Source organism: Stenotrophomonas sp. ASS1 (assembly GCF_004346925.1).
Taxonomy (GTDB): Bacteria; Pseudomonadota; Gammaproteobacteria; order Xanthomonadales; family Xanthomonadaceae; genus Stenotrophomonas; species Stenotrophomonas maltophilia_A.
In genome coordinates this window covers 3,483,373-3,510,108 of the sequence record NZ_CP031167.1, presented here as the reverse complement: position 1 = coordinate 3,510,108, position 26,736 = coordinate 3,483,373, and the positions used below count along the sequence as shown (strand labels likewise).

Annotated in this window: 18 protein-coding genes; 9 read left to right on the top strand and 9 right to left on the bottom strand. The window is 66.5% G+C overall.

The window, feature by feature from the left end; all coding sequences use genetic code 11:
* Nucleotides 1-34: 34 nt before the first annotated feature.
* On the bottom strand, nucleotides 35-2,470 hold the full coding sequence (locus MG068_RS16320; protein ID WP_132810672.1) for a TonB-dependent receptor plug domain-containing protein: 2,436 nt from the start codon (nucleotides 2,468-2,470) through the stop codon (nucleotides 35-37).
* Between the two features lie 214 nt (nucleotides 2,471-2,684).
* Between MG068_RS16320 and MG068_RS16315 the strand changes: the two genes are divergently transcribed.
* The 4 genes from MG068_RS16315 to MG068_RS16300 all read left to right on the top strand — a co-directional run bounded on the left by MG068_RS16315 (nucleotide 2,685) and on the right by MG068_RS16300 (nucleotide 8,192).
* Nucleotides 2,685-3,167, top strand: a complete 483-nt coding sequence (locus MG068_RS16315; protein WP_049463556.1) for a DUF3574 domain-containing protein — start codon at nucleotides 2,685-2,687, stop codon at nucleotides 3,165-3,167.
* Nucleotides 3,168-3,203: 36 nt separating this feature from the next.
* Nucleotides 3,204-4,061, top strand: coding sequence for an XAC2610-related protein (locus MG068_RS16310; protein WP_132810671.1), 858 nt, complete (start codon nucleotides 3,204-3,206; stop codon nucleotides 4,059-4,061).
* Between the two features lie 132 nt (nucleotides 4,062-4,193).
* Nucleotides 4,194-5,912, top strand: coding sequence for a thiamine pyrophosphate-dependent enzyme (locus MG068_RS16305; protein WP_132810670.1), 1,719 nt, complete (start codon nucleotides 4,194-4,196; stop codon nucleotides 5,910-5,912).
* Nucleotides 5,913-6,587: 675 nt separating this feature from the next.
* Nucleotides 6,588-8,192, top strand: coding sequence for a SulP family inorganic anion transporter (locus MG068_RS16300; RefSeq protein ID WP_132810669.1), 1,605 nt, complete (start codon nucleotides 6,588-6,590; stop codon nucleotides 8,190-8,192).
* Nucleotides 8,193-8,271: 79 nt separating this feature from the next.
* Here the strand turns inward: MG068_RS16300 and MG068_RS16295 are convergent, their stop codons facing one another.
* Nucleotides 8,272-8,982, bottom strand: a complete 711-nt coding sequence (locus MG068_RS16295) for a glutathione S-transferase (protein ID WP_132810668.1) — start codon at nucleotides 8,980-8,982, stop codon at nucleotides 8,272-8,274.
* 95 nt (nucleotides 8,983-9,077) lie between these two features.
* Entirely contained in the window at nucleotides 9,078-9,569 is a 492-nt protein-coding gene (locus MG068_RS16290) for a hypothetical protein (protein WP_049422957.1), read from the bottom strand.
* Between the two features lie 154 nt (nucleotides 9,570-9,723).
* Between MG068_RS16290 and MG068_RS16285 the strand changes: the two genes are divergently transcribed.
* Together MG068_RS16285 and clpB are read left to right on the top strand one after the other, a co-directional pair.
* Nucleotides 9,724-10,545: a DUF3014 domain-containing protein gene (locus MG068_RS16285; RefSeq protein ID WP_132810667.1), complete on the top strand. Its 822-nt coding sequence runs from the start codon at nucleotides 9,724-9,726 to the stop codon at nucleotides 10,543-10,545.
* 181 nt (nucleotides 10,546-10,726) lie between these two features.
* Nucleotides 10,727-13,312 carry an ATP-dependent chaperone ClpB gene (clpB, locus tag MG068_RS16280; RefSeq protein ID WP_132810666.1) on the top strand — a complete coding sequence of 862 codons (2,586 nt, stop codon included), beginning with the start codon at nucleotides 10,727-10,729 and terminating at the stop codon, nucleotides 13,310-13,312.
* Nucleotides 13,313-13,384: 72 nt separating this feature from the next.
* On the opposite strand, the gene MG068_RS16275 is transcribed toward clpB, so the two are convergent.
* The 3 genes from MG068_RS16275 to MG068_RS16265 form a co-directional block, all read right to left on the bottom strand.
* Nucleotides 13,385-14,185: a MipA/OmpV family protein gene (locus tag MG068_RS16275; protein WP_005414289.1), complete on the bottom strand. Its 801-nt coding sequence runs from the start codon at nucleotides 14,183-14,185 to the stop codon at nucleotides 13,385-13,387.
* A gap of 140 nt (nucleotides 14,186-14,325) precedes the next feature.
* Nucleotides 14,326-15,621, bottom strand: coding sequence for an ATP-binding protein (locus MG068_RS16270; RefSeq protein ID WP_132810665.1), 1,296 nt, complete (start codon nucleotides 15,619-15,621; stop codon nucleotides 14,326-14,328).
* Complete coding sequence (locus MG068_RS16265; RefSeq protein ID WP_032128544.1) at nucleotides 15,618-16,355, bottom strand: winged helix-turn-helix domain-containing protein; 738 nt, start codon at nucleotides 16,353-16,355, stop codon at nucleotides 15,618-15,620. The genes MG068_RS16270 and MG068_RS16265 overlap by 4 nt, the downstream gene beginning before the upstream one ends.
* Before the next feature lie 180 nt (nucleotides 16,356-16,535).
* Here MG068_RS16265 and MG068_RS16260 point away from each other — a divergent pair, with 180 nt between their 5' ends.
* Nucleotides 16,536-17,822 carry an O-acetylhomoserine aminocarboxypropyltransferase/cysteine synthase family protein gene (locus MG068_RS16260; protein WP_032128543.1) on the top strand — a complete coding sequence of 429 codons (1,287 nt, stop codon included), beginning with the start codon at nucleotides 16,536-16,538 and terminating at the stop codon, nucleotides 17,820-17,822.
* A 397-nt stretch (nucleotides 17,823-18,219) separates the two neighbouring features.
* On the opposite strand, the gene ybaL is transcribed toward MG068_RS16260, so the two are convergent.
* Nucleotides 18,220-19,917: a YbaL family putative K(+) efflux transporter gene (gene ybaL / locus MG068_RS16250; protein ID WP_107431474.1), complete on the bottom strand. Its 1,698-nt coding sequence runs from the start codon at nucleotides 19,915-19,917 to the stop codon at nucleotides 18,220-18,222.
* Between the two features lie 169 nt (nucleotides 19,918-20,086).
* Nucleotides 20,087-22,474: a TonB-dependent receptor plug domain-containing protein gene (locus tag MG068_RS16245; RefSeq protein WP_132810664.1), complete on the bottom strand. Its 2,388-nt coding sequence runs from the start codon at nucleotides 22,472-22,474 to the stop codon at nucleotides 20,087-20,089.
* Nucleotides 22,475-22,810: 336 nt separating this feature from the next.
* Here MG068_RS16245 and MG068_RS16240 point away from each other — a divergent pair, with 336 nt between their 5' ends.
* A complete protein-coding gene (locus tag MG068_RS16240; RefSeq protein ID WP_132810663.1) occupies nucleotides 22,811-24,676 on the top strand; it encodes an ABC-F family ATP-binding cassette domain-containing protein in 1,866 nt (621 codons plus the stop codon).
* Nucleotides 24,677-24,752: 76 nt separating this feature from the next.
* Here the strand turns inward: MG068_RS16240 and ampR are convergent, their stop codons facing one another.
* Nucleotides 24,753-25,619, bottom strand: a complete 867-nt coding sequence (ampR, locus tag MG068_RS16235) for a LysR family transcriptional regulator AmpR (RefSeq protein ID WP_132810662.1) — start codon at nucleotides 25,617-25,619, stop codon at nucleotides 24,753-24,755.
* 176 nt (nucleotides 25,620-25,795) lie between these two features.
* Between ampR and blaL2 the strand changes: the two genes are divergently transcribed.
* Nucleotides 25,796-26,707 carry a L2 family extended-spectrum class A beta-lactamase gene (gene blaL2 / locus MG068_RS16230; RefSeq protein ID WP_132810661.1) on the top strand — a complete coding sequence of 304 codons (912 nt, stop codon included), beginning with the start codon at nucleotides 25,796-25,798 and terminating at the stop codon, nucleotides 26,705-26,707.
* The last annotated feature ends 29 nt before the right edge of the window (nucleotides 26,708-26,736 follow it).

Genomic DNA, 26,736 nt, shown 5'->3' with positions numbered 1-26,736 from the left:
GCCGGCCAGCGGCCGGCACTACCGGACTGATGAATCAGAACGTATAGCGGACGCGGCCGTAGTAGTACGCGCCGTTGCTGCCGATCGGCGACAGCACGTCGTACGGCAGGTTGCCGAAGTAGTGGATATCGCTGTTGGATCGATCCGGGTAGTTGTCGGTCAGGTTCTGGCCGCCGATGGCCACGCTCCATTGCGGGGTGATGCGGTACTCCACTTCCGCATCCAGCTGCCATTCGGCCTGGTAGGTCTGGCGCGGGATGTAGCCATCACCGAAGTTGAACACGCGGGTGGCGCTGCCATAGCGGTTCACGCGGGTGCTCAGCGACCAGTGGTCGTTGCTCCATGCGGCCGAGAAACTGCCACGCGTACGCGGCGTAGCATCGGTGAGCGTGTTGGTTTCTTCGATGCCGAACAGCACGTAGTCCGGGTTCAGTGCACGCAGCTGCGCCGGCGTGGCCAGCACGTTCTTCAGCGTGGTCTTGGTGTACGCATAGGTGCCGGTCAGCAGCAGCTGGCCATCGCCCAGCGACTGGCGCCAGTTGGTGACAAGCTCGGCGCCGCGGGTGCGGGTATCGGCGGCGTTGACGAAGAAGCTGGCGCTCTGCAGGCCGCTGACGCCGTAGTTGGCGGCGACGTAGTCGGTCAGCGCATCACCGGTGATGCTCTCCGACAGCGCGATGCGGTCGTCGATGTCGATCTGGAAGAAGTCCAGCGACAGGTCGAAGTGCTCGCCGATGCGGCTGGTGAAGCCCAGCGAGGTATTGATCGACTTTTCCGGCTTCAGGTTCTGCGCACCCAGGCCGCGTGCGATCGGATTGTTGACCGACAGCAGGCGGCCCTGCACCAGCTGTCCGCCGGCGTTGTAGCCGGTGGAGGTGGATTCGTAGCCGATCTGCGCCAGCGACGGCGCGCGGAAGTTGTTGGAGATCGCACCGCGCAGCGCGAACGCCGGGGTGAATTCATAGCGCAGGCCGAGCTTGCCGGTCAGTTCACCGCCGAAGTCGTCATTGTGCTCGTAGCGTGCGGCCAGATCGGTGGAGAACTTCTCGCCGAACTGGCTGGACAGGCTGGCGTAGGCGCTGGCCACGTCGCGCGACAGCCGCGCCGCATCCTGCGGGGTCAGGCCGCCACCGGCCTGCGAGCCGGTCGGGCGATCGGTGTAGGGGCCGGCGGCGTAGCTGGCCGGGTCGCCGGGACGGGTCTGGTAGCGCTCGTGGCGTGCTTCCACGCCCAGGCCCAGGGTGTGGCTGATGCTGTCGCTCTGGGTGAACACACGACTCAGATCGAGGTTTCCCACGGTCTGTGCGTATTCGTAGTCGGCGGTCTTGAAGCGGGTCGGGCTGGTCGGGCCCAGCGACGCGTTGAGCGAATCACGCAGGCGGTAGGTGAAGTCGTTCTGGCCGTAATCCAGGCTGCCGTCGTAGCTCCATTCACCCCACTGGCCGCGCACGCCGGCCACGGCCTGCACGTCGCGGTTCTCGCCTTCGGAGATCGGCCGGTAACCGTTCGGATAGACCTGCTTCCAGTTGGCATCGCCATCGGGGTAGCGGAAGTAGTTCGCGCCTTCGGTATCACGCTGGTTGAAGGTGCCGAACGCGTAGAACGTCGACGTCTGGCCCACCGGGATCTCAGTGTTCAGCCACAGGTTGATGTCCTTGCTCTTGCCATCGCCCAGCACGTAGTTGCGCTTGCCCTGCAGCGCCAGGTTGTCCGGCGTCTGGTCCCACGGCGGAATCTGGTCGAAGCCGGCGCGGTTGGTGCCGTTGCGGTGCTTGTACTCCAGGCCGACACGCAGGAAGCCGCCGTCCTCACCCAGCGAGGTGCCGACCTTGGCGCTGAAGTTGCCGGTCTGGCCGTCGGTGAGGGTACGGCCGATCGGCTTGAGGTCGGTGTGGTTGGCACCGTAGCTGGCCTCGATCTCGCCGCCGTCACCGCCGTTGTCGAGGATCACGTTGATCACGCCGGCCACCGCATCGGAGCCGTACAGCGCACCGGCGCCGTCGCGCAGCACTTCGATGCGCTTGATCGCGCTGACCGGGATCGAATTGAAGTCGACCGGCGTGGTGCCCTTGCCGATCTTGCTGTCGGTGTTCACCAGCGCGGTGTGGTGGCGGCGCTTGCCATTGACCAGCACCAGCACCTGGTCCGGCGACAGGCCACGCAGCTGTGCGGCGCGCACGTGGTCGGCGCCGCCGGAGTTGGACTGGCGCGGGAAGTTGAACGACGGCAGCAGGGCCTGCAGCGCACTGCCCAGCTCACCGTTGACCACGCCGGCCTTGCGGATGTCCTCGGCGGTGAGCACATCCACCGGCGAGGTGGATTCGAGCACGGTGCGGTCGGCGGCACGGGTGCCGGTGACGATCACGGTGTCGAGGTTGGTAGCGTCCTGGGCCAGAGCCGGGACGGCGGTGGAGGAAAGCGCGAGGGCGATGGCGAGGCCGAGCGGCGACGCGGGCAGGCGGATGGACATGGGGGCTCCAGCAACAACGACGACGGGGAAGGGGGAGATAGTTTCACTTACATCCATCCGGATGAAGCGATATATTATCTTCGCGTGATGGCCGGTGCCGATGCAAGTCCCTGCCGGTCCGGCATGAGTTGATGCCCCGTTGGCATCAGCACGCCGGACCGGTGGCGCTGTACGCTGCCGGCTCGCCTTGTCCCCCTTCCCCGGAGCTGTACCGATGAAACACCTTGGCCTCGTCTTCGCCGTGCTGCTGGCCACCAGTGGCTGCGCCAGCCTGTCCTCTCAGGCGCCCAGCGCCTATGCCACGGCCACCACCGCCGAACTGAAGGGTGATGCCGCACGCCCGTCCGCCGGCCACGGTTGGGTGCGCAGCGAGCTGTACTTCGGCGTGGGTGAAGAGCAGGGCGCTGGCAATCGCCCGCAGGCCGACACCATCAGCGATGCGCAGTGGCGCACTTTCCTGGACAAGGAAGTGACCCCGCGCTTCCCGGATGGCCTGACCGTGTTCGATGCCTATGGCCAATGGCTGTTCCGCGGTGATGCCGCGCCCAACCGCCTGCGCACCAAGGTGCTGGTGGTGCTGCACGAGGACACCCCGCAGCGCCGTGCCGATATCGAAGCCATCCGCCTGGCGTGGAAGCAGCAGACCAAGCATCAATCGGTGCTGTGGTCGCGGCAGGCGGTCGAGGTATCGTTCTGAGTTGAAGGTGCCGCCGCGGTGCCGCAGGGAGCAATGATGAACTACAGGGAATGCCTGCTGGGCCTGGTATTGGCAGGTGTGCTGGCACCGACGGCGCAGGCGCGTGGGGACGATAGCGAAACGCTACGCTTCCAGGTGGCCGCGCATGTGCAGGCGCATGCCGATCCCCAGCAGGACGGCAGCATCGCAGTGCAGCTGTCACCGTCAGGCAAGCGCCAGACGCTGGCGGGTGCGGCGGATGCCGACGGCAATTCGCGATGGTCTCTCGAAGATGTCGATTTCGATGGCTACCCGGAACTGGTCGCGCGCGCCTCGGTGGGCATGGTCAACGAAGCGGTGACGGTGTACCGTTTCGATCCGTCCAGTGCTGGGTTCCGCGCGCTGCAGGCCGACACCCACGGCAAGGACAGCTGCGGTGACCTGATGGGGTTGAGCGTGGATGCTGCCACTCGAACCCTGACCAGCAGCTGCCGTAGCGGCCCGATGTGGTACGCCGACCAGTACCGGTTTACAGGTGCGAAGCTCTATCTCTACCGCAGCGAGAGCGTGCTGATGCTGGGCGACACGTTGAACGCCGCGTTGCAATGGGAACAGACTGACGAGCAGGGTCCGCTGGCGGTCTGGCGCACCTATGATCCCGCCGGTCGTGTACTGGAGAGCGCCATCGCCGATGGCCTGGGCGCACCGCCCGACGGGCCGCTACGTGGCCAGCAGGCCACCGTGGTGCCAGCGCGGTTGTTCCTGTTCGATCGGCCCGGCGCATCCAGCACCAAGCGTTACCTGGTACAGGGCGACCGTGTGGAAATGCTGAATGAACAGGATGGCTGGATGAAGCTGCGCTACCGCAATCCGAAGCTGGGCGCGGTGGAAGGTTGGATCAACGTCAACGATTGAAGAAAAAAGGGGACGGAGGGAATTAAGTCGTTTGTGCCGTTAACGACTTAATTCCCTCCGTCCCCTTTTTTTGCGGAAGCATCACTTCATCAGGTCTAGCCTCGGGTGTTCCCCCGTTCGAGGATGTATCCGATGAGCAAGCGCGTGGCCGAAATCGTGGTGGACGCCCTGCAGCAGGCCGGTGTCCGCCGTTGCTACGGCATCGTGGGCGATACGCTCAACCATGTGACCGATGCGATGCATGGCAGCGAGATCGCCTGGGTGCACGTACGGCATGAGGAAGTGGCCGCATTCGCCGCAGGCGCGGATTCGCTGGTCAGCGGCCAGTTGACTGCGTGTGCTGGCTCCTGCGGCCCGGGAGGTCTGCATTTCATCAATGGCATCTTCGAGAGCAATCGCAACCGCGCGCCGATGGTGTTGATCGCCAGCCAGATCGTCACCAGCGAGCTGGGCATGGAGTTCCCGCAGGAAGTGGACTTCAAGGCGGTGTATGGCAGCTGCACGGTGTTCTGCGAGCAGGTGCACAGTGCCGAACAGGCACGACGCGTGGTGGCGCTGGCCTGCCAGGCCGCGATCAGCCGTCGCGGCGTCGCCGTAGTGATCCTGCCGGCTGACATCAGCGAGGCCGAGGTGAAGCACGATGTGCCGTTCTCGGTGCACTACACCCAGCCGGTGCTGCGTCCCTCCGACGCGGAACTGCATCGTATCGCCGAGTTGTTGGGGCAGGGCAAGCGCATTGGTGTCTACGCTGGTGCCGGTTGCCAGGGCGCGCACGCGCAACTGCTGGAACTGGCCCGGCGCCTGCAGGCGCCGGTGGCGCACACCTCGCGCGCCAAGGATTTCGTCGAGCCGGACAACCCGTACAACATGGGCATGACCGGCATCTTCGGCATCGAATCCGGCTTCCACACGCTGATGGAATGCGACACGCTGCTGCTGCTCGGCGCTGATTTCGCCTGGGGCCAGTTCTATCCGGACAAGGCCACGATCATCCAGGTCGACCGCGATGGCAGCCACCTCGGCCGCCGCCATCCGGTGAACCTTGGCGTGGTCGGTGATATCGCGCCGACGCTGGACGCCTTGCTGTCGATGCTGCCGCCGCGCGAGGACAGCAGTTTCCTGGACGAGTGCCTCGAGCGCCGTGACAAGGCACTGAAGAAGCGCGAACAAGAAGAACAGCCGGGTGAAGGCGAATTGATCCATCCACAGCACCTGACCGCGCTGCTGTCGAAGCATGCCAGCGACGATGCGCTGTTCACCGCCGACGGCGGCTCGCCGATGGTGTGGGTGTTGCGCCACATCCGTGTCAACGGCCGCCGCCGCACGCTGACCAGCTTGCTGCACGGCACGATGGCCAACGCGATGCCACAGGCACTGGGCCTGCAGAAGGCGTTCCCGGGTCGGCAGGTGATCTCGCTGTCCGGCGATGGTGGCCTGGCGATGCTGCTGGGCGACCTGCTGACGGCGGTACAGGAGAATCTGCCGATCAAGGTGGTGGTGTTCAACAACGGTTCGCTGAATTTCGTCGAGCTGGAGCAGAAGGTGGAGGGGCTGCTGGACAACTACACCGACCTGAAGAACCCGGACTTCGGCCGCCTGGCCGAGGTGATCGGCTTCCACGGACGCACGGTGACCCGCAGCGAGGATCTGGAGGAGGCGGTGCAGGACTTCCTGGCGCAGCGCGGCCCGGCGCTGTTGGATGTGCATACCAGCCGCGCTGAACTGGTGATGCCGCCGCAGATCGAGGCCAAGCAGGTGGCCGGTACCGCGCTGTATGCGGCCAAGGCGGTGTTGAACGGCCGCTTCGACGACGTGAAGCATCTGCTGGTGGACAACTTCCTGAAGAAGTAGGGGGTTGGTTGATGCAGGGCTGCGCCCTGCACCCGCGGTAGTGCCGGCCGCTGGCCGGCAACACCAACAGCAGGAGCAGGTTTCTGAGGGATGGCGGGGTGGGTCCGGTTGCGGGGGACGCTGCAAGTACATCCATGTAAGCTCGGTCGCGCCATCCATGGCGCTCACGCCCCCGCAACCGGACCCACCCCGCCTTCGACAGATCATCGCTGCTGTTGGTAGGTGTCGACCTTGGTCGACACAGTAGATCCACGCCATGCGTGGATAGCTTGGAAATGATCGAATTGTTCTTGTAGAGCCGAGCCATGCTCGGCTGAGAGGCTTCGCGTACAGCAGCCGAGCATGGGCTCGGCGCAACAACGAGAGCCTGCCTTTGCTTTTGATCTTTTGATTCTCTTCCGTGGCTGGCACGCGCAGGAAACTGTCAGGGGCCGTTCGGGATGGGCTGCGCAGGACCGTTGGCGCCATGGATGGCGCCATCGAGCCCCCAGGGACGGGTTTACGGCGTGTCCTGCGCAGCCCATCCCGACCGGCCCAACCCAGAAATCGCTGTCCGCGACCAACCCAGCCACGAGGGGCCCCGCCGTTGGCTGGAACCCATCATTCCACGACGGAATTGGCGCCCGGGCCCCGCTGGGCCTACCATCGGCGGTCCCCACCCCCACCGCCCCTTCCATGTCCGCTCCCGCTTCCGCCGCACCGCGTCGCTGGTTCGTCTCCGGCGACTTCAACGGCTTCTTCGGCCTGGTCGTCGACAACCTCTCCATCCTCGGTTTCATCGCCATGGCCCTGGTCGGGATCTTCCAGTTCCCCGCCGACGTGGTGTTCGGCCGCATGTTCCCCGGCACCGCCTTCGGCGTGCTGGTCGGCAACCTGCTGTACACCCTGATGGCACGCCGGTTGGCCGCGCGTACCGGCCGCGATGATGTCACCGCCATGCCGCTCGGCCTGGATGCACCGACCAGCATCGGCATGGCGTTGCTGGTGCTCGGCCCGGCCTTCATCGCCTTCAAGCAGCAGGGCATGGACCCGCATGCCGCGGGTATCGCGACTTGGCAGCTGGGCATGGCCGCGCTGGTCATCATGGGCGTGCTCAAGTTCGTGCTGTCATTCTTCGGTGAAGCGGTCACCCGCGCGCTGCCGCGTGCGGCGCTGCTGGGTTCCATCGCCGGCATCGCGCTGGTGCTGATGGGCCTGCTGCCGTTGCTGGAAACGCTGCGCTCGCCGCTGGTCGGCTTCACCACGCTGGGCCTGCTGCTGTACGTGCTGATCGCCAAGGGCAAGCTGCCGGTGCGTGGCCCTGGCGTGCTGTTGGCCTTCGTGTTCGGCACCGTGCTGTATTACGGCCTTGGCCTGGCCGGGCTGGGCGCACCGGGCTTCCACGTGCCGGAGTGGGTGCCGCCGCAGGTGGTGCTGCCGCTGCCGACGCTGGGCTTCCTCGACGGCCTGCCCACGGCGATGACCTACCTGCCGCTGCTGCTGCCGTTCGGCCTGCTGATGGTGGTCGGTGGCATCAACGTCTCCGAAAGCGCGCGCGCGGCCGGCGATGACTACCGCACCCGTGACATCCTGCTGGTGGAAGCGGTGGCTACGCTGGTGGCCGGTGTCTGCGGTGGCGTGGCGCAGACCACGCCGTACATCGGCCAGCCGGCCTACAAGCACATGGGCGCGCGCAGCGGCTACACGCTGCTGACCGGCCTGTTCGTCGGCATCGGCGGCATGCTCGGCATCATCTCCGGGCTGGTGCAGTGGCTGCCGCTGGCGGTGCTGGCACCGATCATCGTGTACGTGGCCATCGACATCACCACCCAGGCCTTCCAGGCCACGCCGCGCCACCACACCGGTGCGATGGTGTTCGGTTTCCTGCCGTCGGTGGCCTACCTGCTGGCGATCAAGGCACCGGGCTGGATCGCGCCGGACCAGCTGCCGCAGCTGCTGACCAAGCTCGACGGCCACGGCTTGCCTGAGTTGGCGGTGATCTTCACCCTTGGCAACGGCTTCATCATCACCTCGATGCTGTGGATCTCGGCGGTGGCGGCGATGGTCGATGGCCGCCTGCGCCGTGCCTGCGGTTTCCTGCTGGTGGCGGCGGTGCTGACCCTGTTCGGCCTGATCCACTCGGTGGACCCGCGCGGTGGCATCTACCTGCCATGGGATCTGGACGGCCTGGCACGCATCATCAGCTGGCAGTTCGCCGGCGCCTACGTGGCACTGGCAGTGCTGCTGGGCCTGCTGTCACTGCAGAAGCAGGCGGTGAAGCCGCTGGGTGAAAACAGCTGACCCCAGAGTAGTGCCGGCCGCCGGCCGGCATCCTCATGGACCTCGGACGTAGTGTGCAGCTGCCGGCCAGCGGCCGGCACTACCGCTCTCCATCCAGTTCCGGGTAGTGGCGGAAGATGCCGTTGATGTTGAACGGCAATCGCCGTTCCGAGTCCAGATAAGAGGCAATGTTGGGTCGTTTCGCCACCCGCTCCTGCAGCGCGCGCAGCAGGGGCAGGGTCGGTTCCAGTGCCTGCATGCGCCGCGGGAACATGTAGTCCAGCCCGCTCAGCAGCTGGAACAGCGACAGGTCCACATACGAATGCTCGCGCAGTGCATGGCGGCCACCGTTGGCGGCCAGCACCTGCTCGAAGTAGCCGAGGAACTTCGGCAGCCTCTCGCTGCGCAGTGACGCGGCGCGTGCCTTGGCTTCGGTCTTCTGCTCTTCGTAGTACTTCGATGCAGCGATCGGATGGTGGGTGTCATGCACCTCGGCCACCAGGTCGGCGATGGTCAGCTGCAACTGCAGTGCCTGCGTCCGCCGCGAGGCCGCTTGTGGCACCAGGTCCAAGGTCGGGCCGAGAAAATCCAGGATGGCCGCAACCTGCGCGATGACCTGGCGACCGGCCTTCAGGAACGGCGGCGCGAAGGGCTGCGCACCTTCACTGCTGCCATCGAGAAACGGCTGCATCACTGCATCGCCGTGCACCCGCGCCATGTCGATGTAGTCGGCACCGGCATCTTCCAGCGCCAGCCGCACGAACTCGCCACGGCCCTGGATGCCGGTCCAGTAATACAGCGCGTATTGCATGGCAGTGTCTCCACTGGACAGGATGCATAGCGTCGCGCTGCTCGCGCAAAGCGGGCGTGAGTGCAATGCCTACCTGGCGTTGGATGTCGGAGTGTTCAGGCCGATGGCGCGACGGTGATGATGTCGTGCTCATTGACGCTGCCAGCCAGCGTGTAGCGATATCCCTTGGCCAGGACTTCAACGTAGCTGTCATGTGCGGCAAGGATGAAAAGCTGCAGGTCGTGGACATTGCGGGGATCGTAGTGCGCGAGCAGTGCCGCCAGGCCAGGATCGTGGATGACCCGGTAGAAGCCGGGGAAAGGGCAGAGACCGGTTTGCCGCCAGTGCGCGGTTTCATCGGCTGGTCCGGTTTCCTCGAAGATCTCGCCGTGGCGCATCTCGTGAAAATTTCCGCCCCGGCAACGCGCTTCATGGACAAGTTCGAAATCCACCTGCAGTGAGCGGTAACGCATGCCCGGCTGCGCTGCGTAGTCCTCCAGCGTCTGTGCCTCCACGTTCACCTGTGCGCTCGCGTTCTGCTCTCGATACACCAGTGTCAGGTCGAGCGTGCTGATGCGGAAAGGCACCGGTTCCGGGCGAAGCTCCATGGGTCGTTCGTCGAAGGGGCTGGACTGCTCATTGGGCCGCCCGTCGCACTGCGCTGTCAACGCGTTTCCCGAACCTTACCGGAACGGGTGGGGAACCCACGGAAATCAGCCGGGTCACACCTTGTCCATGCGTGTGAGAACGAGGTGCTGCATCATGCAGAGTGGAAAAGCGGCTTGGCCCTGGGTGTTGGGCGTGGTGGTGATCGGTGGCGCGGGCGGTTGGCTGTTCCGCGATCAGCTGAAGAGCCTGGCAGACGGTGTTTCGGTGCCGGTGCAATCGCCCCCCGCCAGTACCGGCACACCGCCACAACCGAAGGCGGCTGCGGAACCCGCCCCAACACCACCCCCGATCAGGCATCCGCTGGATACCGAGGCCGCCGCCGACCCGGCACTGCCGAAGCTGGCTGACAGCGATGCCGCTGCCTGGGGCGCGCTGAGCCAGCTGTTCCAGGGCGAGGGTCCGCTGACCCTGCTGCTGCGCGATCATCTGATCCAGCGCCTGGTCACCCAGGTCGACAACCTGGACAAGCCCAGCGTGCCGCCGACCGCGCTGGCCGCGCGCCCGCTGCCGGGCAACCTGCAGGTCGAGCCGGGCGAAGGCGGTGAACGCATCGCCGCCAGCAATGCGGCGCGCTATGCGCCCTACGTGCAGGCATTTGCCGCGCTCGACCCGGTGGCAACGGCTACCGCCTACAAGCGCTTCTATCCGCTGATCCAGCAGGCTTACGTGGACCTTGGCCGGCCCGAGGGCTATTTCAACGACCGTCTGGTCACGGTGATCGACCACCTGCTGGAGACCCCGGAACTGGCCCAGGCGCCGCTGGTGCAGCGCGACGAACGGGGCCGCTATCGCTTCGTCGATCCCACCCTGCAGTCACGCTCGATCGGGCAGAAGGCCCTGCTGCGCATGGACCCGGCGCAGGCGCGGGCGGTCAAGCAGCAGCTGCGGGCGATCCGCAGCGCGATCACCCGTTGAACCCTTCCACCGCGCGGAACTGATCGGGATCAACGCGCCGACCACACCCGTTCCGGCATGCTGGCCGCAGGCTGACTGGCCTCGGGGTGCAGTCGCAGTCACCCTTGAAACGGGGTGGGGCAACCGCATCTTTCCAGCATCGCCGGCGCGGGCCGGCCCTGATGACCGATGAGGATTCGCAATGCGGATGGACAAGCTCACCTCGCGTTTCCAGCAGGCGCTGGCAGACGCACAGTCGCTGGCCGTGGGCCGCGACAACAGCATCATCGAACCGGTTCACCTGTTCAGCGCGCTGCTGGACCAGCAGGGCGGCAGCACGCGCCCGCTGCTGGCCCAGGCGGGCGTGAACGTGCCGGTGTTGCGCGAGCGCCTGACCGAGGCGCTGGATGCGTTGCCCAAGGTGTCCGGCCAGGCCGGCAACGTCTCGATGGGCAACGACCTGGGGCGCCTGCTGAACCAGACCGACAAGCTGGCCCAGCAGCACGGCGATGCCTTCATTGCCAGCGAGTGGTTCGTGCTGGCGGCGCTGGAAGACAGTGGCACGCTGGGCATGGCGCTGCGCGCCGCCGGTGCCGACAAGATCCGCCTGCAGGCCGCCATCGACAAGCTGCGTGGCGGCGAGAACGTGCAGTCGGAGAATGCCGAGGAACAGCGGCAGGCGCTGGAGAAGTACACCATCGATCTGACCGCGCGCGCCGAGAGCGGCAAGCTCGATCCGGTGATCGGCCGCGACGAGGAAATCCGCCGCACCATCCAGGTGCTGCAGCGCCGGACCAAGAACAATCCGGTACTGATCGGCGAACCCGGCGTGGGCAAGACCGCCATCGTGGAAGGTCTAGCCCAGCGCATCATCAACGACGAAGTGCCCGAAGGCCTGCGCGGCAAGCGCGTGCTGTCGCTGGACATGGGCGCGCTGATCGCCGGTGCCAAGTTCCGTGGTGAGTTCGAAGAGCGGTTGAAGGGCGTGCTCAACGACCTGGCCAAGAGCGAAGGGCAGATCATCCTGTTCATCGATGAGCTGCACACCATGGTCGGTGCGGGTAAGGCCGATGGCGCGATGGATGCCGGCAACATGCTCAAGCCGGCGCTGGCACGCGGCGAGCTGCACTGCGTCGGTGCCACCACGCTGGATGAGTACCGCAAGTACATCGAAAAGGATGCCGCGCTGGAGCGCCGCTTCCAGAAGGTATTCGTGGGTGAGCCGTCGGTGGAAGACACCATTGCCATCCTGCGCGGGCTGAAGGAAAAGTACGCGGTGCACCACGGCGTGGAGATCACCGACCCGGCCATCGTCGCCGCTGCGACGCTGTCCAACCGCTACATCACCGACCGCCAGCTGCCGGACAAGGCCATCGATCTGATGGACGAGGCGGCCTCGCGCCTGCGCATGGAAATCGACTCCAAGCCGGAAGAGCTGGACCGCCTGGAACGCCGGGTGATCCAGCTGAAGATCCAGCGCGAGATGCTGAAGAAGGAAAAGGACGAGGCCTCGCGGCAGCGCCTGGCCGATCTGGAGAACGACATCGAGGCGCTGGAGCGCGAGTTCTCCGACCTCAATGAAATCTGGAAGTCGGAGAAGGCCGCGCTGCAGGGTGCGACCAAGATCAAGGAGCAGGTCGAGCAGGCCAAGCTGGAGCTGGAAGCCGCGCAGCGCCGCCAGGATTTCGCCAAGATGAGCGAGATCCAGTACGGCCTGCTGCCGCAGCTGGAAAAGCAGCTGGCCGCTGCGCAGGAAGCCGAACACAGGGACTTCAAGCTGGTGCAGGACCGGGTCACCGACGAGGAGATCGCCGAGGTCGTGTCGCGCTGGACCGGCATTCCGGTCAACAAGATGCTCGAAGGTGAGCGCGACAAGCTGCTGCGGATGGAAGAGGTGCTGCACAACCGCGTGGTCGGCCAGGAGGAAGCGATCAAGGTCGTCTCCGATGCCGTGCGCCGTTCGCGTGCGGGCCTGTCCGATCCGAATCGCCCGGCCGGTTCGTTCCTGTTCCTCGGCCCGACCGGCGTCGGCAAGACCGAGCTGTGCAAGTCGCTGGCCGAGTTCCTGTTCGACAGTGCCGACGCGATGATCCGCATCGACATGAGCGAGTTCATGGAGAAGCACAGCGTCGCCCGCCTGATCGGTGCGCCCCCGGGCTACGTTGGTTACGAGGAGGGTGGCTACCTGACCGAGGCCGTGCGTCGCCGCCCGTACTCGCTGATCCTGCTGGACGAAGTGGAGAAGGCGCATCCGGATGTGTTCAACATCCTGCTGCAGGTGCTGGACGATGGCCGCCTGACCGATGGCCAGGGCCGCACCGTGGACTTCCGCAACACCGTCATCGTGATGACCTCGAACCTGGGCTCGCACCAGATCCAGGACATGAGCGCTGATGACAGCCCGGAGGCCTACACGCAGATGAAGGCGGCGGTGATGGGCGTGGTGCAGGCGCACTTCCGCCCGGAGTTCATCAATCGCCTGGACGACATCGTGGTGTTCCACCCGCTGGACAAGCAGCAGATCAAGCAGATCGCGCGCATCCAGATGCGTGGGCTGGAAAAGCGCCTGGCCGAACGTGGTTTGAAGCTGCTGGTGTCCGATGCGGCGTTCGACCTGCTCGGCAACGTCGGTTTCGATCCGGTCTATGGCGCGCGCCCGTTGAAGCGTGCAATCCAGTCGCAGCTGGAGAATCCGCTGGCGCAGCAGATCCTGTCCGGTGCTTTCGTCAACGGCGATACCATCGAAGTCGGAAACGACGGCGGCCGCCTGGTGTTCGCCAAAGCGTGATTCACACGGGGCGCTGCCTGGCCGCAGCGCCCCGTTTCCTGCGAAGTGGGCCGGGCCATGCCCGGCGCTCACTCAGAAGCGGTGCGTATAGCCGCTCATCAAGCCGAACTGGTTCGCCTTCTGCACGATCGGGCTGTCGGCGGCATCACCGAGCAGGCGCGTGCCTTCGGCCGAGATGTACCAGTTGCCGTTGCGGCCCACGCGGTGGCTCCACTTCAGGCCGACACCGGCACTGACCAGGCCGGCCTTTGGCTTGTGCTCGGCAAAGCCGGTACGTGCCGCCTGTTCCGGGCTGACGCCGTACCAGGTCTGCATGTAGCCGCGGTTGCCGTAGTCGGTGGACACGCTGCCGCTGACCACGCCGCCGGCCAGGTCGAACAGCGGCATGCTCAGGTTCAGATGGATCTGCTGGGTGGCCAGGCCGTTCTCGGCCTTGTCCTCGTCCTTGCGGGTGAACTGCCAGGAGCCGCTCAGCACGGCTTCGCCCAGCGTATAACCAGCCGAGATGCCGACCAGGGGACGGGTATCGATATCACCCATGCCGCGCAGGAAGTCGGAACCGCCGAGCAGCGAGTCCTTTTCCTTGCGGATGCCGCTGGCGCCGACATAAGCGCGCACGCGGGTGTGCTCGCCGATGGAGGTGCCCCAGCCAATGCCACTGGTGCCCAGAAACCATCCACCCGGCGAGGTGACATCAAAGGACAACGACGGCGTCGCGCGGTATTCCTCGCTGCCGCTGTAGCGCGGCGCCACGCCACCGCCGGCAGCGACCTCGAAGGTCCAGTGGTCATCCTTGGCGTGGGCGATCGGTGCGGCGAACAGCGGCAACAGGGCCAGGCAGAGCAGGGCGGGGGAACGGCGAAGCTGGGACATGGAATCTCTCGACAATGGGAGGAAAGCAGCGCGCGCATCCGGCGAGTGCTGCAGGGGCGCCAGCGTGGCGATATGCCGGCGACCGATCCCTCCGCAGTTGTGCGGGAGTTGTAATCAACTGTAATGGCGCCCGTGGGCGTTCAGCTGGCAGCCAGCGGCCAGTGCATTTCCAGGCGCGCGCCACCCAGCGTGGCGCGGCTGATGTGCAGCTCGCCACTGTGGCGGGCTGCAATGCGGCTGACGATGGCCAGGCCCAGCCCGAAGCCGCCGGTATCGCGGCTGCGGCTGTCATCCAGGCGGGTGAACGGGCGCATCACTTTTTCGTGGTCGGCCTCGGCGATGCCCGGGCCGTCGTCATCCACGCGCAGGCACGCGCGGCCGCCGACACCGACCAGCGACACTTCCACCTGCGAACGCGCGTGGCGCAGCGCATTGCCCACCAGATTGCTCAGCGCCAGCTGCAGCAGCCGCGGTTCGGCATCCACCCGCGGCAACGCACTGGGCTGCACGCGCAGTACCACCCCGGCACGTTCGGCATCGCGGCGCGCATCGGCCAGGCAGGCCTGCAGCCAGTCGTTGGCTTCGATGCGCTGCATCGGCTCGCCCTCGCCGGGATGCTCCAGGCGCTCATAGGCCAGCAGTTCGCTGACCAGCCGGTTGAGTTCGGCCAGGTCGCCGTGCAGCCCCTGTGCCAGCCGTGTACGGCGTTCGTGATCGTCGCTGTCCTGCATCAGGTCCAGGCCGAAGGCCACGCGCGCGATGGGCGTGCGCAGCTCATGCGAGATCGCGTGGGTGAGGTCGCGCTGGCGCTGAACCAGTTCGGCCACGCGTGCGGCCATGCGGTTGGAATGGTCGACGATGACGCGTATCTGCGAGCGTGGCGAAACCTGCGCGCGCGCCTGCAGATCGCCGGCGCCGATGCGGTCGGCATGCACGCGCAGCGCGTCCAGATCGCGCCAGAGCAGGCGCACCCAGGCGTACAGGCACAGCCCGAACAGGGCCAGCATCACCGAATAGGCGATCAGGGTGAGATAGAGGGTCATCGACGGCTCGCCTGGCAGATGCAGGCGCAGCCAGGGGCCATCGGGATGCAGTGGATCAAGCGGCGCCAGTACGATCTCGAACTTCTGCCGGGAAATGAGCCCGTTGCGCTGCAGCTGTTCCTGTTCGCCGGCCGCGAGGGCCGGTGCTGACGGCAGCAGAGCCAATGCGATGCCATAGTGGGGTTGCCATTGCGCCAGCTGATCCTGCTGGGCGGCGGAGTCCTTTCCGTCCAACCCCTGCCGCAATGCATACAACTGGCCGCGCACCTGCTCTGCGAACACACGCTGCTGGAACGGCAGGTAGATGCGATCGAAGATCACGTTGATCAGCAGCAGGGTGATCAGGAAGCTCGCGCCGACCACCAGCCACAGGCGCAGAAACAGCCGCTTCATGCCGACCAGGACGAGGGATTGAACTGGTAGCCGCGGCCCCACACCGTCTTGATCCGCCGCGGTTCGCGCGCGTCATCGCCCAGCTTGCGGCGAAGCTTGCCGATGCTGACATCGACACTGCGGTCCAGCCCGTCGAAGCCGATGCCGCGCACCGCCTGCAGGATCTGGTCACGCGAGAGAATCTGCCCCGGCTGGCTGGCCAGCAGCCACAGGATCTCGAATTCGGTGGTGCCCATGTCCACCGGCTGGCCGTGCAGATGCACCTCGCGCTGCATGCGGTCGATCAGCAGCTCGCCGTGCATCAGGCGGCAGGGGCTGCCGGTGTTGCTGCTGCCATGGCGGCGGCGCAGCAGGGCGCGCAGGCGGGCCAGCAGCAGGCGCGGCTCGATCGGCTTGTGCACATAGTCGTCGGCGCCCGATTCCAGGCCGAGCACCTGTTCGATGTCGTCCTCGCAGGCCGTCAGCATCAGGATCGGCACATCGGAGAAGCTGCGGATCTGCCGGCACACGTCGATGCCGCCAAGGCCGGGCAGCATCAGGTCCAGCACCACCAGTTCCGGCGCGTGCTGGCGGCAGGCTGCACCGGCGAGGTCGCCACGGGCCACATGCTGCACGGCGAAGCCGTGTTCGTGGAGATAGTCGCTGACCAGCTCTGCCAGGCGGCGGTCGTCCTCCACCAGCAGGACCGGGGTCGGCGAGCCGCTGGCGGCGGGTGTCCAGGGGGATGACTGCATGCGCTTGGGCCTCCGTGCCCGGGCAGGAGCGCCCGGCGGCGAAGCCTAGCAACGGCCCATGACGGCTGCCTGAATCGCGGCCAACCTGATAACCGGTGGTACTGGCGTCATCGCCAGCAGCTTTCAGCGCGTGGTTCTGGCTGGCCTATGGTGGCGGTTTCCCGGATGGAGCCTGGCGCAATGAGCGACCCGCAGTGGCAACTGGAAACCCTGGCCGTGCATGGCGGCTACCGTCCCGATCCGACCACCCGCGCGGTGGCGGTGCCGATCTACCAGACGGTGGCGTATGCCTTCGATGACACCCAGCACGGCGCCGATCTGTTCGACCTGAAGGTGCCCGGCAACATCTACACGCGCATCATGAACCCCACTACCGACGTGCTGGAGCAGCGCCTGGCCGCACTGGAGGGTGGCATCGGCGCGCTGGCACTGGCCTCGGGGCAGGCGGCGATCACCTATGCCATCCAGACCATCGCCGAGGCCGGTGACAACATCGTTGCCTCCAGTGCGCTGTATGGCGGCAGCCTCAACCTGCTGGCGCACACGCTGCCGCAGTACGGCATCCAGGCTCGCTTCGCCGACCCGGCCGATCCGTCCGCCTTCGCCGCGCTGATCGATGAACGCACCAAGGCGGTGTTCGTCGAATCGATCGGTAACCCGCGTGGCAACGTCACCGACATCGCGGCGATTGCCGAGGTCGCGCATGCCGCCGGCGTGCCGCTGATTGTCGACAACACCGTGGCCACGCCGTTCCTGCTGCGCCCGTTCGAGCACGGCGCCGACATCGTGGTGCATTCGCTGACCAAGTACCTCGGCGGCCACGGCAACAGCCTCGGCGGCGCGATCGTCGATTCCGGCCGCTTCGACTGGGCTGCACAACCCCAGCGCTTCGCACGGCTCAACCAGCCCGACCCCAGCTATCACGGCGTGGTCTATACCGAAGCGCTGGGGCCGGCGGCCTACATCGGCCGCGCGCGGGTGGTGCCGCTGCGCAATACCGGCGCGGCACTGTCGCCGTTCAATGCGTTCCTGATCCTGCAGGGCATTGAAACCCTGGCGCTGCGCATGGAGCGCATCAACGCCAACGCGCTGGCTGTCGCGCAGTTTCTGAAGTCACACGCAAAGGTGGCCTGGGTGCGCTACGCCGGGCTGGCCGACGACCCCGAGCATGCCGCCGCGCAACGTTACCTGGGTGGGCACGGCTCGGGCGTACTGACCTTCGGCCTGCCGGGCGGCCGTGAAGCCGGCGCACGTTTCCTCGATGCACTGAAGCTGTTCACCCGCCTGGTCAACCTGGGCGACGCGAAGTCACTGGCCACCCATCCCGCCTCGACTACCCATCGCCAGCTGGACGCCGCCGAACTGGCCAAGGCCGGTGTCAGCGAAGACACCGTGCGGCTGTCGATCGGCATCGAGCATATCGGCGACCTGCGTGCCGACCTGGAGCAGGCCCTGGCTGGCGCCTGATAGCCGCACGCTTGGTCGTCATCGCCACAGGCGATCACCACCGGCACCGCGATGCGCTACGGTGGAACTGCCTCTCCAAGGCATGGCAACGTGGCGATCCAGATCCCCGGTCGATGCGGGTCGACCGGGGATTTTTTTGTTTCCGGGGTCAGATGCACCGCCGCGTCGACCAAGGTCGACACCTACCAACAGCCGCAGGAAATTGTCGAAGGCAGGGTGGGCCCGGTTGCAGGGGCGTGAGCGCCATGGATGGCGCGACCGAGCCTCCATGGACGGATTCACGGCGTCCCCTGCAACCGGACCCACCCCGCCATCCCACGGAATGCCAGCTTTTGCTTTTGTCGTTGCCGTTGCTTCAGCAGGTGCAGGGCTGCAAGCCCTGCCGCACCCACACTCCTCACACCACCGGAATACTGTGCTGTCCCAGCCCGCGATACGGCGGCGTGGCCATCACCATCTCGGCCAGCGAATAGGCCAGCTCGCGCTCTGCCATCACCGTGCCATCGGCACCGTGTTCCAGCAGATGCTTCACCTCCGCATCGCTGTGTGCTCGCGCCAGCAGGGTCAGATCCGGATTGATCGCACGCAGCTTGGCCAGCGCCTCACCGGCTTCCAGCGGCTGAGGAATCGCCAGCACCGCAATCTTCGCGCGTTCCGGATGCGCTTCGGCCAGCACGCGGTCGGCAGCAGCACTACCACGGATCGCCGCCAGGCCCTTGGCGTGCGCCTGTTCGACGTGCTCCTTGTTGTCATCGATCACCAGCACCGGCACGCCACGATCGCGCAGCACCTGCGCCAGCTCGCTGCCGACCCGGCCGTAACCAATGACGATGGCATGGTCATGCAGGTCACGCGAGGGACCGGTGGCCTCTTCCGGCTCGGCGGCCTGGGGCGACTGCTCCTGCTTGGCCTGCCAACGGTCAAGCAGCCCGAACACCAGCGGGTTGAGCATGATCGACACCAGCGCACCGGCCAGCACCAGCGACTGGCCTTCCTTCGGCAGGATCTGCAGCGCGACGCCGAGGCCGGCGATGATGAAGGCGAATTCGCCGATCTGCGCCAGGCTGGCCGAGATGGTCAGCGCAGTGCTGGTCGGGTGGCCGAACGCGCGCACGATGAAGAATGCGGCGGCCGACTTGCCGAACATGATGATCAGCACCGTGGCCAGCACCTGCCACGGGTGCTGGACGAGGATGTTGGGGTCGAACAGCATGCCGACCGAAACAAAGAACAGCACCGCGAACGCATCGCGCAGCGGCAGCGAATCATGCGCGGCCTTGTGGCTCAGCTCCGATTCGTTGAGCAGCATGCCGGCGAAGAACGCGCCCAGCGCGAACGAGACGCCGAACAGCATCGCCGAGCCGAACGCCACGCCCAGCGCGATCGCCAGCACCGACAGGGTGAACAGTTCGCGCGAACCGGTGCCGGCGATACGTTCGAGGATCCACGGGATGACCCGGCGCCCGACCACCAGCATCACCGCCACGAACAGGCCCAGCTGCACGAAGGTCCAGCCGATGTCGGCCAGCACGCTGCCCAGCGAGTGCGATTCCTTGGCCGCATCGGGGCCGAACACACCGGCCATCACCGGCATCATCACCAGCGCCAGCACACAGGCCAGGTCTTCCACGATCAGCCAGCCGACCGCGATCTTGCCGCGCATGGTTTCCAGCAGGCGGCGCTCCTCCATCGCCCGCAACAGCACCACGGTACTGGCGGTGGCCAGCGAGAAACCGAAGATGACGCCATGCAGGGCTGGCCAGCCCATCAGCGAGGCCACGCCCCAGCCGAGCAGGGTAGCGACCGCGATCTGGCCGATGGCACCGGGGATGGCGATGGCCTTGACCGCCATCAGGTCCTTCAGCGAGAAGTGCAGGCCGACGCCGAACATCAGCAGCATCACGCCCAGCTCGGCCAGCTGGTTGGCCAGCGCCTGGTCGGCGACGAAGCCGGGGGTGAACGGGCCTACGCAGATGCCAGCAACCAGGTAACCGACCAGGGGAGACAAGCGGAGCTTGTTGGCCAGCGCGCCGAAGATGAAGGCGAGCCCGAGGCCAACGGCAACGATGTTGATCAGGTCGGTGTCATGGTGCATCGGCACTCGCAGGAAATCGGGGGTATCCCGATTTTCACCGATGACGCCAGATACGGCAAACCTTAAATGCGAATGGGGTCAGATCCCTCTCCCGCAGGAAAAAGGATCTGACCCCACCAGGGAGTTGCCGGCCAGCGGCCGGCACTACCAGAGAGGCGCCCGCCAGCGCTTACCAGGTGTACTTGACCCGGCCGTACACGTACGCGCCGTTGAAGCCGAACGGCGAGTAGTTGCTGTACGGCAGCATGCCGAAGGTGGAGTTCTGCAGGTCTTCTGTGCGGTCCGGGTACTTGTCCAGCAGGTTGTCGGCGCCCACGGTCAGGGTCCAGTTGCTGCTCGGCTTGTAGCTGGCCGAGGCATCCACCACCCAGGCGTCGCCATAGGTCTGGTCGCGCAGTGCGGTGGCCGAGTTGCGCACGGTGAATTTGCCGTAGCGGGTCGCGGCCAGGCCCAGTTCCCAGTGGTCCGAACGCCAGGTGCCGCTCAGGATCGCCTTGTCGCGCGGATAGCTGTCCTCGATGCGGCCGATCTCATCGCGGCCGATCAGCGACTGGGTCAGGCCCAGCGTGCCGAACACCGCCGGGGTGCCGCCGACGCGGAGCACTTCGGTGTCGTTGTAGCTGTACGCGGCGGTCAGTTCCAGGCTGCTGGCGCTGAAGGGCACCGTGTAGCTGGACACGAAATCGACACCGCGGGTGCGCGTATCCAGGCCGTTGGTGAAGTACGAGAACGCGGTCACCTGCGGCAGGCCCAGCGTGCCCAGCAGCGCGCTGGTGGCGGCGTTGGTGGTGATGCTGGACGACAATGCGATGCGGTCATCGATGTCGATCTGGTAGGCGTCGACGGTGATGTACAGGCGGTCGACCGGCTGCAGCACCAGGCCCAGGCTGTAGGAGGTGGAGGTCTCGGCCTTCAGCGGCGAGGCGCCCAGCGCCTGCGCAGCCGGGCTGGTGGTGGGGAAGGTGCCGCGCTCGACGAACACGCCGTTGAGGAACTGGCTGGTGACCGCCTGGTAGCCCTGCTGCGCCAGCGACGGTGCACGGAAGCCGCTGGACGCGGTGGCCCGCAGCGCGACCTTGTCGGTGAACGCGTAGCGCGCCGACAGCTTGCCGGAGAAGCGGTCGCCGAAGTCCGAGTAATCCTCGTAGCGGCCGGTGATGCCGGCCGAGAACTTCTCGGTCAGGTCCGCTTCCAGACCCGCATAGACCGCGTAGTTGTGGCGGTCGGCATGCACTTCATTGGTCGGGGTGAAGCCACCGAAGCCCTGCGCGCCACTGCCGGTGTACGAGTTCAGCTCGCCCGGCTTCTGGTCCCACTTCTCCTTGCGGTATTCACCACCGAAGGACAGCGTGACCGGGTAGGCCAAGCCCCAGTCCAGCGACTTGGTCAGGTCGGCATTGAAGATGTCCTGCTGGTATTTCAGCGTGCCGTCGTAGAACGAGCGCGGGCTGGTTGCGCCGAGGCTGTAGTTGATGCTGTTGCGGGTGTGGAAGTCGAGGGTGTTCTCGCCGTGGTTCAGGCTCAGGTCCCAGGTCCAGCCGTTATCGGTGTTGCCCTTGACCCCGGCCACCAGCGAGCGGTCCTTGGAGTACTGGTTGATCTCCGGCACGAAGCCGTCCGGGTAGGTCTGCGCCAGCAGCGCGCTCTGCCCGCTGTGGTTGCGCGAGCGGTAGAACGCGAACGAGGTGATGTCGCGGTTGCTGAGCAGCGCGCTGGCGTAGCCGGTCACGCGGTCGCTGAAATCGAAGCTGGCGTTGACCGAAGCCGCAGTCGCATCCACGCGCGGGTCGCCGACGATGAAGGTCTTCTGGCCGATGCTCGGGAAGTTGCCGGTGTTCGGGGTGGCGCCGCGGTACGGGCCGGCGCGGTTGCTTTCGTCCTGCTGGCTGATCTGGCCGGCCACGTGCACGCGGCCACGGCCGTTGCCGAACTCGACGCCGGTATCGCCGGAGAGCTGGTACTTGTTGCCGTCACCGGCCGAGTACTGGCCGTAGTCCACCGCCAGGCTGCCGCCACTGCCGCTGCCCTTGAGCACGATGTTGATGACGCCGGCGATGGCGTCCGAGCCGTACTGCGCCGACGCACCGTCGCGCAGCACTTCCACGCGCTCGATGGCGGCGATCGGGATCGCATTGATGTCCACCGCCGACGAACCACGGCCGATGCTGCCGTTGACGTTGATCATCGCCGAGGTGTGGCGGCGCTTGCCGTCGACCAGCACCAGCACCTGGTCCGGTGACAGGCCGCGCAGCTGCGCCGGGCGCACGCCGCTGGTGCCATCGGTCAGCGCCGGGCGCGGGAAGTTCAGTGAGGGCAGGGCGCGCGACAGTGCGGTGGCCAGCTCGCTGGTGCCAGTGGACTGCAGGGCTTCTGGGGTGATGATGTCGATCGGCGACTGCGATTCGGCCACCGTGCGGTCGGCCACGCGGGTGCCGGTGACGATCACCGTGTCCAGGGTGTTGGCGGCGGTGCCGGCCTGCTGGGCAGCGGCAACGAACGGAGAGCCACCGAGTGCGACAGCGACGGCGGCGGCGATCAGGCTGGTCTTGCGGGTCATCGGGACGGAGCTCCGGTTGGCGGGGGCGGCACCGGAATCGACATCACGGGGGTGAGGCGGACGGCGGTTGTTGCGGTGCGCAAAGCAGGAATTAACGGGATATTCAGTGCGTGTCAAATGCCGGTCATCGGAAAAAACGTTGCAGCAGCAACCATTTAGCCCGGATCGGCACTGGCGGGGGAGGGAGCCCGGGACGCGCGCGGCAAGGACGTGGGAGAGAGGAACGCCGGCCGCCGCGCATCCCGGGACGCGTCAAGTATTCGTTAACGCTAGAATTGCGTCGCAGGAACAGTGCTCACCAGCACATTCCATCTGGTTATATGGACGCCTCCCCCGATGATTTCCCTTCGTAATTTCGCCTTGCGCCGCGGCGAGCGGCTGCTGTTGTCCAATGTCGACCTGACCCTGCACGCCGGTTACCGGGTGGGTGTGGTCGGCCGCAACGGTGCTGGCAAGTCCAGCCTGTTCGCGGCGGTGAAGGGCGAGCTGGAGGCGGACAAGGGCGATGTCGATCTGCCCGGCAAGGTGCGCATCGCCAGCGTCGCCCAGGAAACCCCGTCGCTGCCCGACCCGGCGCTGAGCTTTGTGCTGGGCGGGGATACCGATGTGGCTGCGGTACTGGCTGAAGAGGCTGAAGCAACCGCGCGCGAAGACTGGGAGGCGGTGGCCAACGCGCACACGAAGATGGCCGAGATGGGGGCCTACGACGCCGAAGCGCGCGCCGGCAAGCTGCTGCACGGCCTCGGTTTCCCGGCCGAGACCCACCACCGCGCGGTGTCCTCGTTCTCCGGCGGCTGGCGCGTGCGCCTGAACCTGGCCCGCGCGTTGATGATGCCCAGTGACCTGCTGCTGCTGGACGAACCGACCAACCACCTGGACCTGGACGCGGTGTACTGGCTGGAGCAGTGGCTGCTGAAGTACCCCGGCACCCTGCTGTTGATCTCGCATGACCGCGAGTTTCTCGACAACGTGGCCACCCACACCCTGCACCTGCACGGCGGCGGCGCCAAGCTCTACCCGGGCGGTTATACCGATTTCGAGCGCCAGCGCGCCGAACAGCTGCGCCAGCAGCAGATCGCGCACGAGAAGGAACAGGCCGAGCGTGCCCACCTGCAGAGCTTCATCGACCGCTTCAAGGCGCAGGCCAGCAAGGCCGCGCAGGCGCAGAGCCGCATGAAGCGCCTGGCCAAGCTGGCCGGCACCGAAGCGGTGCGTGCCGAGCGCGAGTTCCGCATCGAGTTCGCGCCGCCGGCCAAGCTGCCGTTCTCGCTGATCCGCCTGAACCACGTCGAGGCCGGCTACGGCAAGGACGCGGTGATCCTGCACAACGTCGGCTTCGGCCTGGAAGCGGGCCAGCGCATCGGCCTGCTCGGCCCCAACGGTGCCGGTAAGACCACCCTGGTGAAGACCCTGGTGGGCGAGCTGGCGCCGATCGTCGGCGAGCGCATGGCGCACCCTGACCTGAAGATCGGCTACTTCGCCCAGCACACGGTGGAGTCGCTGCACGAAGGCCAGTCGCCGATGGAGCACTTCCGCGAGATCGCCCCGGACGCACCGAACCAGTCGTTCCGCGACTTCCTCGGCAAGTGGAACTTCCCGGGTGACCGCGCGTTCGAGCCGGTCGATGGCTTCTCCGGTGGCGAGCGCGCACGCCTGGCGCTGGCGCTGATCGCCTGGCAGCAGCCGAACGTGCTGCTGCTGGACGAACCGACCAACCACCTTGACCTGGAAATGCGCGAAGCGCTGGCCGAAGCACTGGCCACCTTCGAAGGCGCGATCGTGATGGTCTCGCATGACCGCCATCTGATCGGCCTGGTCTGCGATACCTACTGGCGCGTGGCCGATGGCGTGGTCGAGCCGTTCGACGGCGACCTCGACGCCTACGCGGCCTGGCTGCGCACCCGTCCGCAGGCGCAGGGCACCAAGGCGCGCATGGAACAGGTGGAAGAGCCGGTGGTGGTTAAGACCGCGCCGGTGGCTCAGGTGGTGCAGAAGAAGCCGGTGAACCCGCACAAGCTGGCCGCCGCCGAAGCCAAGGTGGCCGAGCTGGAAAGCGCCCTGGCCGAGCTGGACCGCCAGCTGGCCGACCCGGCCAACTACGCCGATGCCACCCGCATGGCGGTGATCGGCCGTGACCGCGAAACCGCTGCCGCCCAGCTGGAAAAAGCCGAGGCAGCGTGGATGGAGCTGCTGGAGTCCTGATCACGCAAAAAAGGGGACGGAGGGGATTAAGTCGTTTGTGCCACAAACGACTTAATCCCCTCCGTCCCCTTTTTTGTTATGTGCCCTGTGCCTGCAGCCATTCGCGGAAGCGCCTGGCCGGCTCACGCTCGGCACGCGAGCGCAGTCGCGTGAGCCAGTAGCGCCCCAGCTCCAGCGTGGTGCTGAATGGCTGCAGCAGGCGACCCTCGGCCAGTTCCTGCTCGAACATGCGCAGCGGCAGCAGCGCCACGCCGGCACCACCCACCGCGGCCATCGCCACCGTCAACGACGAATCAAACACCGGCCCGCGGGCTTCCACGCCACTCACTCCTGCCGCCTGCAGCCAGCGCGGCCATTCGTCGCTGCGGTAGGAGCGCAGCAGGGGCAGGGTGCCCAGGTCGCGTGGCTGTTTGAGCCGCCGCGCCAATGCTGGTGCGCACAGTGGTGCAAACGGCGCGTCGAGGATCGCTGTGCAGGCCTGGCCCTGCCAGTCGCCATCACCGAAGCGGATCGCCAGGTCCAGGCCCTCGCCGGCCAGATCGATGCGATTGTTGTGGGTCTGCAGTCGCAGCTCGATGTCCGGGTGCGCGGCCTCGAACGCAGCCAGCCGTGGCAGCAGCCAACCGGTGGCGAAGGTGCCGACCACGCCCAGCGTCAGTACTTCACGGGCCGGGCCACCGGTGTAGCGCGCGATGCTGGCCGAGATACGCTCGAATGATTCGTTGAGCACCGGATACAGCGCCGCGCCCTCCTCGGTGAGCGCCACGCCGCGCGGTAGGCGATGGAACAGGCGGATGCCGAGCCGGTCCTCCAGCCCGCGGATCTGGTGGCTCAGCGCGGCCTGGCTGACGCACAGCTCCAGCGCGGCACGGGTGAAGTTCTGGTGGCGTGCGGCCGCCTCGAAGGCACGCAGGGCGTTCAGCGGCAGGGTAGGGTGCAGCATCAGAGTAGTCGTGAGCCAGGATGATGGCTGATCCTACCTTCCCAGTAGCCAGTTCAGAAGAATTAAAGGGTTGATTGCGACAGGCATTAATCCAGCTAATGCCTTCCGCTGATTTTTCGCGCTGGTCGCCTGCGTGCGAGGCTTCAATAATCGGGCGGTCCCCAGGAGAACCCCGCATGCTCGCCCGTCGCCGATTCCTGCAGTTCAGTGGTGCCGCCGTTGCTTCCTCGCTTGCCCTGCCGTTGCTGGCCCGTGCGGCGGGCAAGACCGCCGCCAGTGCACCGACCGATGCCGCCCTCACCGCCGCCACCGACTTCGCCGCACTGGAAAAGGCCTGTGCCGGCCGCCTCGGCGTGACCCTGCTTGATACCGCCAGCGGCCGCCGCATCGGTCATCGCCAGGACGAGCGTTTCCCGATGTGCAGCACGTTCAAGAGCGTGCTGGCCGCCAGCGTGCTCAGCCAGGCCGAGCGCAGGCCCGCGTTGCTGGACACGCGCGTGCCGGTGCGCGATGCCGACCTGCTCTCGCACGCGCCGGTCACCCGCCGCCACGCCGGCAAGGACATGACCGTGCGGGATCTGTGCCGTGCCACGATCATCACCAGCGACAACACTGCAGCCAACCTGCTGTTCGGCGTGGTCGGTGGCCCGCCCGCGGTGACTGCGTTCCTGCGCGCGAGCGGTGATGCGGTGAGCCGCAGTGATCGCCTGGAGCCGGAGCTGAACAGCTTTGCCAAGGGCGATCCGCGCGACACCACCACGCCGGCGGCGATGGCTGCGACCCTGCAGCGCGTGGTGCTGGGCGAGGTGCTGCAACCGGGCTCGCGGCAGCAGCTGGCCGACTGGCTGATCGACAACGAAACCGGCGATGCCTGCCTGCGCGCGGGCCTGGGCAAGCGTTGGCGGGTCGGCGACAAGACCGGCAGCAATGGCGAAGACGCGCGCAACGATATCGCCGTGTTGTGGCCGCTGGCCGGCGGCACGCCCTGGGTGCTGACCGCCTACCTGCAGGCGGGTGCGATCAGCAACGAACAGCGTGCCACGGTGCTGGCGCAGGTAGGCCGCATCGCCGATCGGCTGATCGGTTGAGGTAACCGGGGTCATTCAGAAGTGGCTTG

Bases quoted from the DNA above. Each gene is read 5' to 3' on its own strand.
- MG068_RS16320 (WP_132810672.1), bottom strand. From the start codon at position 2,470: ATGTCCATCCGCCTGCCCGCGTCGCCGCTCGGCCTCGCCATCGCCCTC.
- MG068_RS16315 (WP_049463556.1), top strand. From the start codon at position 2,685: ATGAAACACCTTGGCCTCGTCTTCGCCGTGCTGCTGGCCACCAGTGGC.
- MG068_RS16310 (WP_132810671.1), top strand. From the start codon at position 3,204: ATGAACTACAGGGAATGCCTGCTGGGCCTGGTATTGGCAGGTGTGCTG.
- MG068_RS16305 (WP_132810670.1), top strand. From the start codon at position 4,194: ATGAGCAAGCGCGTGGCCGAAATCGTGGTGGACGCCCTGCAGCAGGCC.
- MG068_RS16300 (WP_132810669.1), top strand. From the start codon at position 6,588: ATGTCCGCTCCCGCTTCCGCCGCACCGCGTCGCTGGTTCGTCTCCGGC.
- MG068_RS16295 (WP_132810668.1), bottom strand. From the start codon at position 8,982: ATGCAATACGCGCTGTATTACTGGACCGGCATCCAGGGCCGTGGCGAG.
- MG068_RS16290 (WP_049422957.1), bottom strand. From the start codon at position 9,569: ATGGAGCTTCGCCCGGAACCGGTGCCTTTCCGCATCAGCACGCTCGAC.
- MG068_RS16285 (WP_132810667.1), top strand. From the start codon at position 9,724: ATGCAGAGTGGAAAAGCGGCTTGGCCCTGGGTGTTGGGCGTGGTGGTG.
- clpB (WP_132810666.1), top strand. From the start codon at position 10,727: ATGCGGATGGACAAGCTCACCTCGCGTTTCCAGCAGGCGCTGGCAGAC.
- MG068_RS16275 (WP_005414289.1), bottom strand. From the start codon at position 14,185: ATGTCCCAGCTTCGCCGTTCCCCCGCCCTGCTCTGCCTGGCCCTGTTG.
- MG068_RS16270 (WP_132810665.1), bottom strand. From the start codon at position 15,621: ATGAAGCGGCTGTTTCTGCGCCTGTGGCTGGTGGTCGGCGCGAGCTTC.
- MG068_RS16265 (WP_032128544.1), bottom strand. From the start codon at position 16,355: ATGCAGTCATCCCCCTGGACACCCGCCGCCAGCGGCTCGCCGACCCCG.
- MG068_RS16260 (WP_032128543.1), top strand. From the start codon at position 16,536: ATGAGCGACCCGCAGTGGCAACTGGAAACCCTGGCCGTGCATGGCGGC.
- ybaL (WP_107431474.1), bottom strand. From the start codon at position 19,917: ATGCACCATGACACCGACCTGATCAACATCGTTGCCGTTGGCCTCGGG.
- MG068_RS16245 (WP_132810664.1), bottom strand. From the start codon at position 22,474: ATGACCCGCAAGACCAGCCTGATCGCCGCCGCCGTCGCTGTCGCACTC.
- MG068_RS16240 (WP_132810663.1), top strand. From the start codon at position 22,811: ATGATTTCCCTTCGTAATTTCGCCTTGCGCCGCGGCGAGCGGCTGCTG.
- ampR (WP_132810662.1), bottom strand. From the start codon at position 25,619: ATGCTGCACCCTACCCTGCCGCTGAACGCCCTGCGTGCCTTCGAGGCG.
- blaL2 (WP_132810661.1), top strand. From the start codon at position 25,796: ATGCTCGCCCGTCGCCGATTCCTGCAGTTCAGTGGTGCCGCCGTTGCT.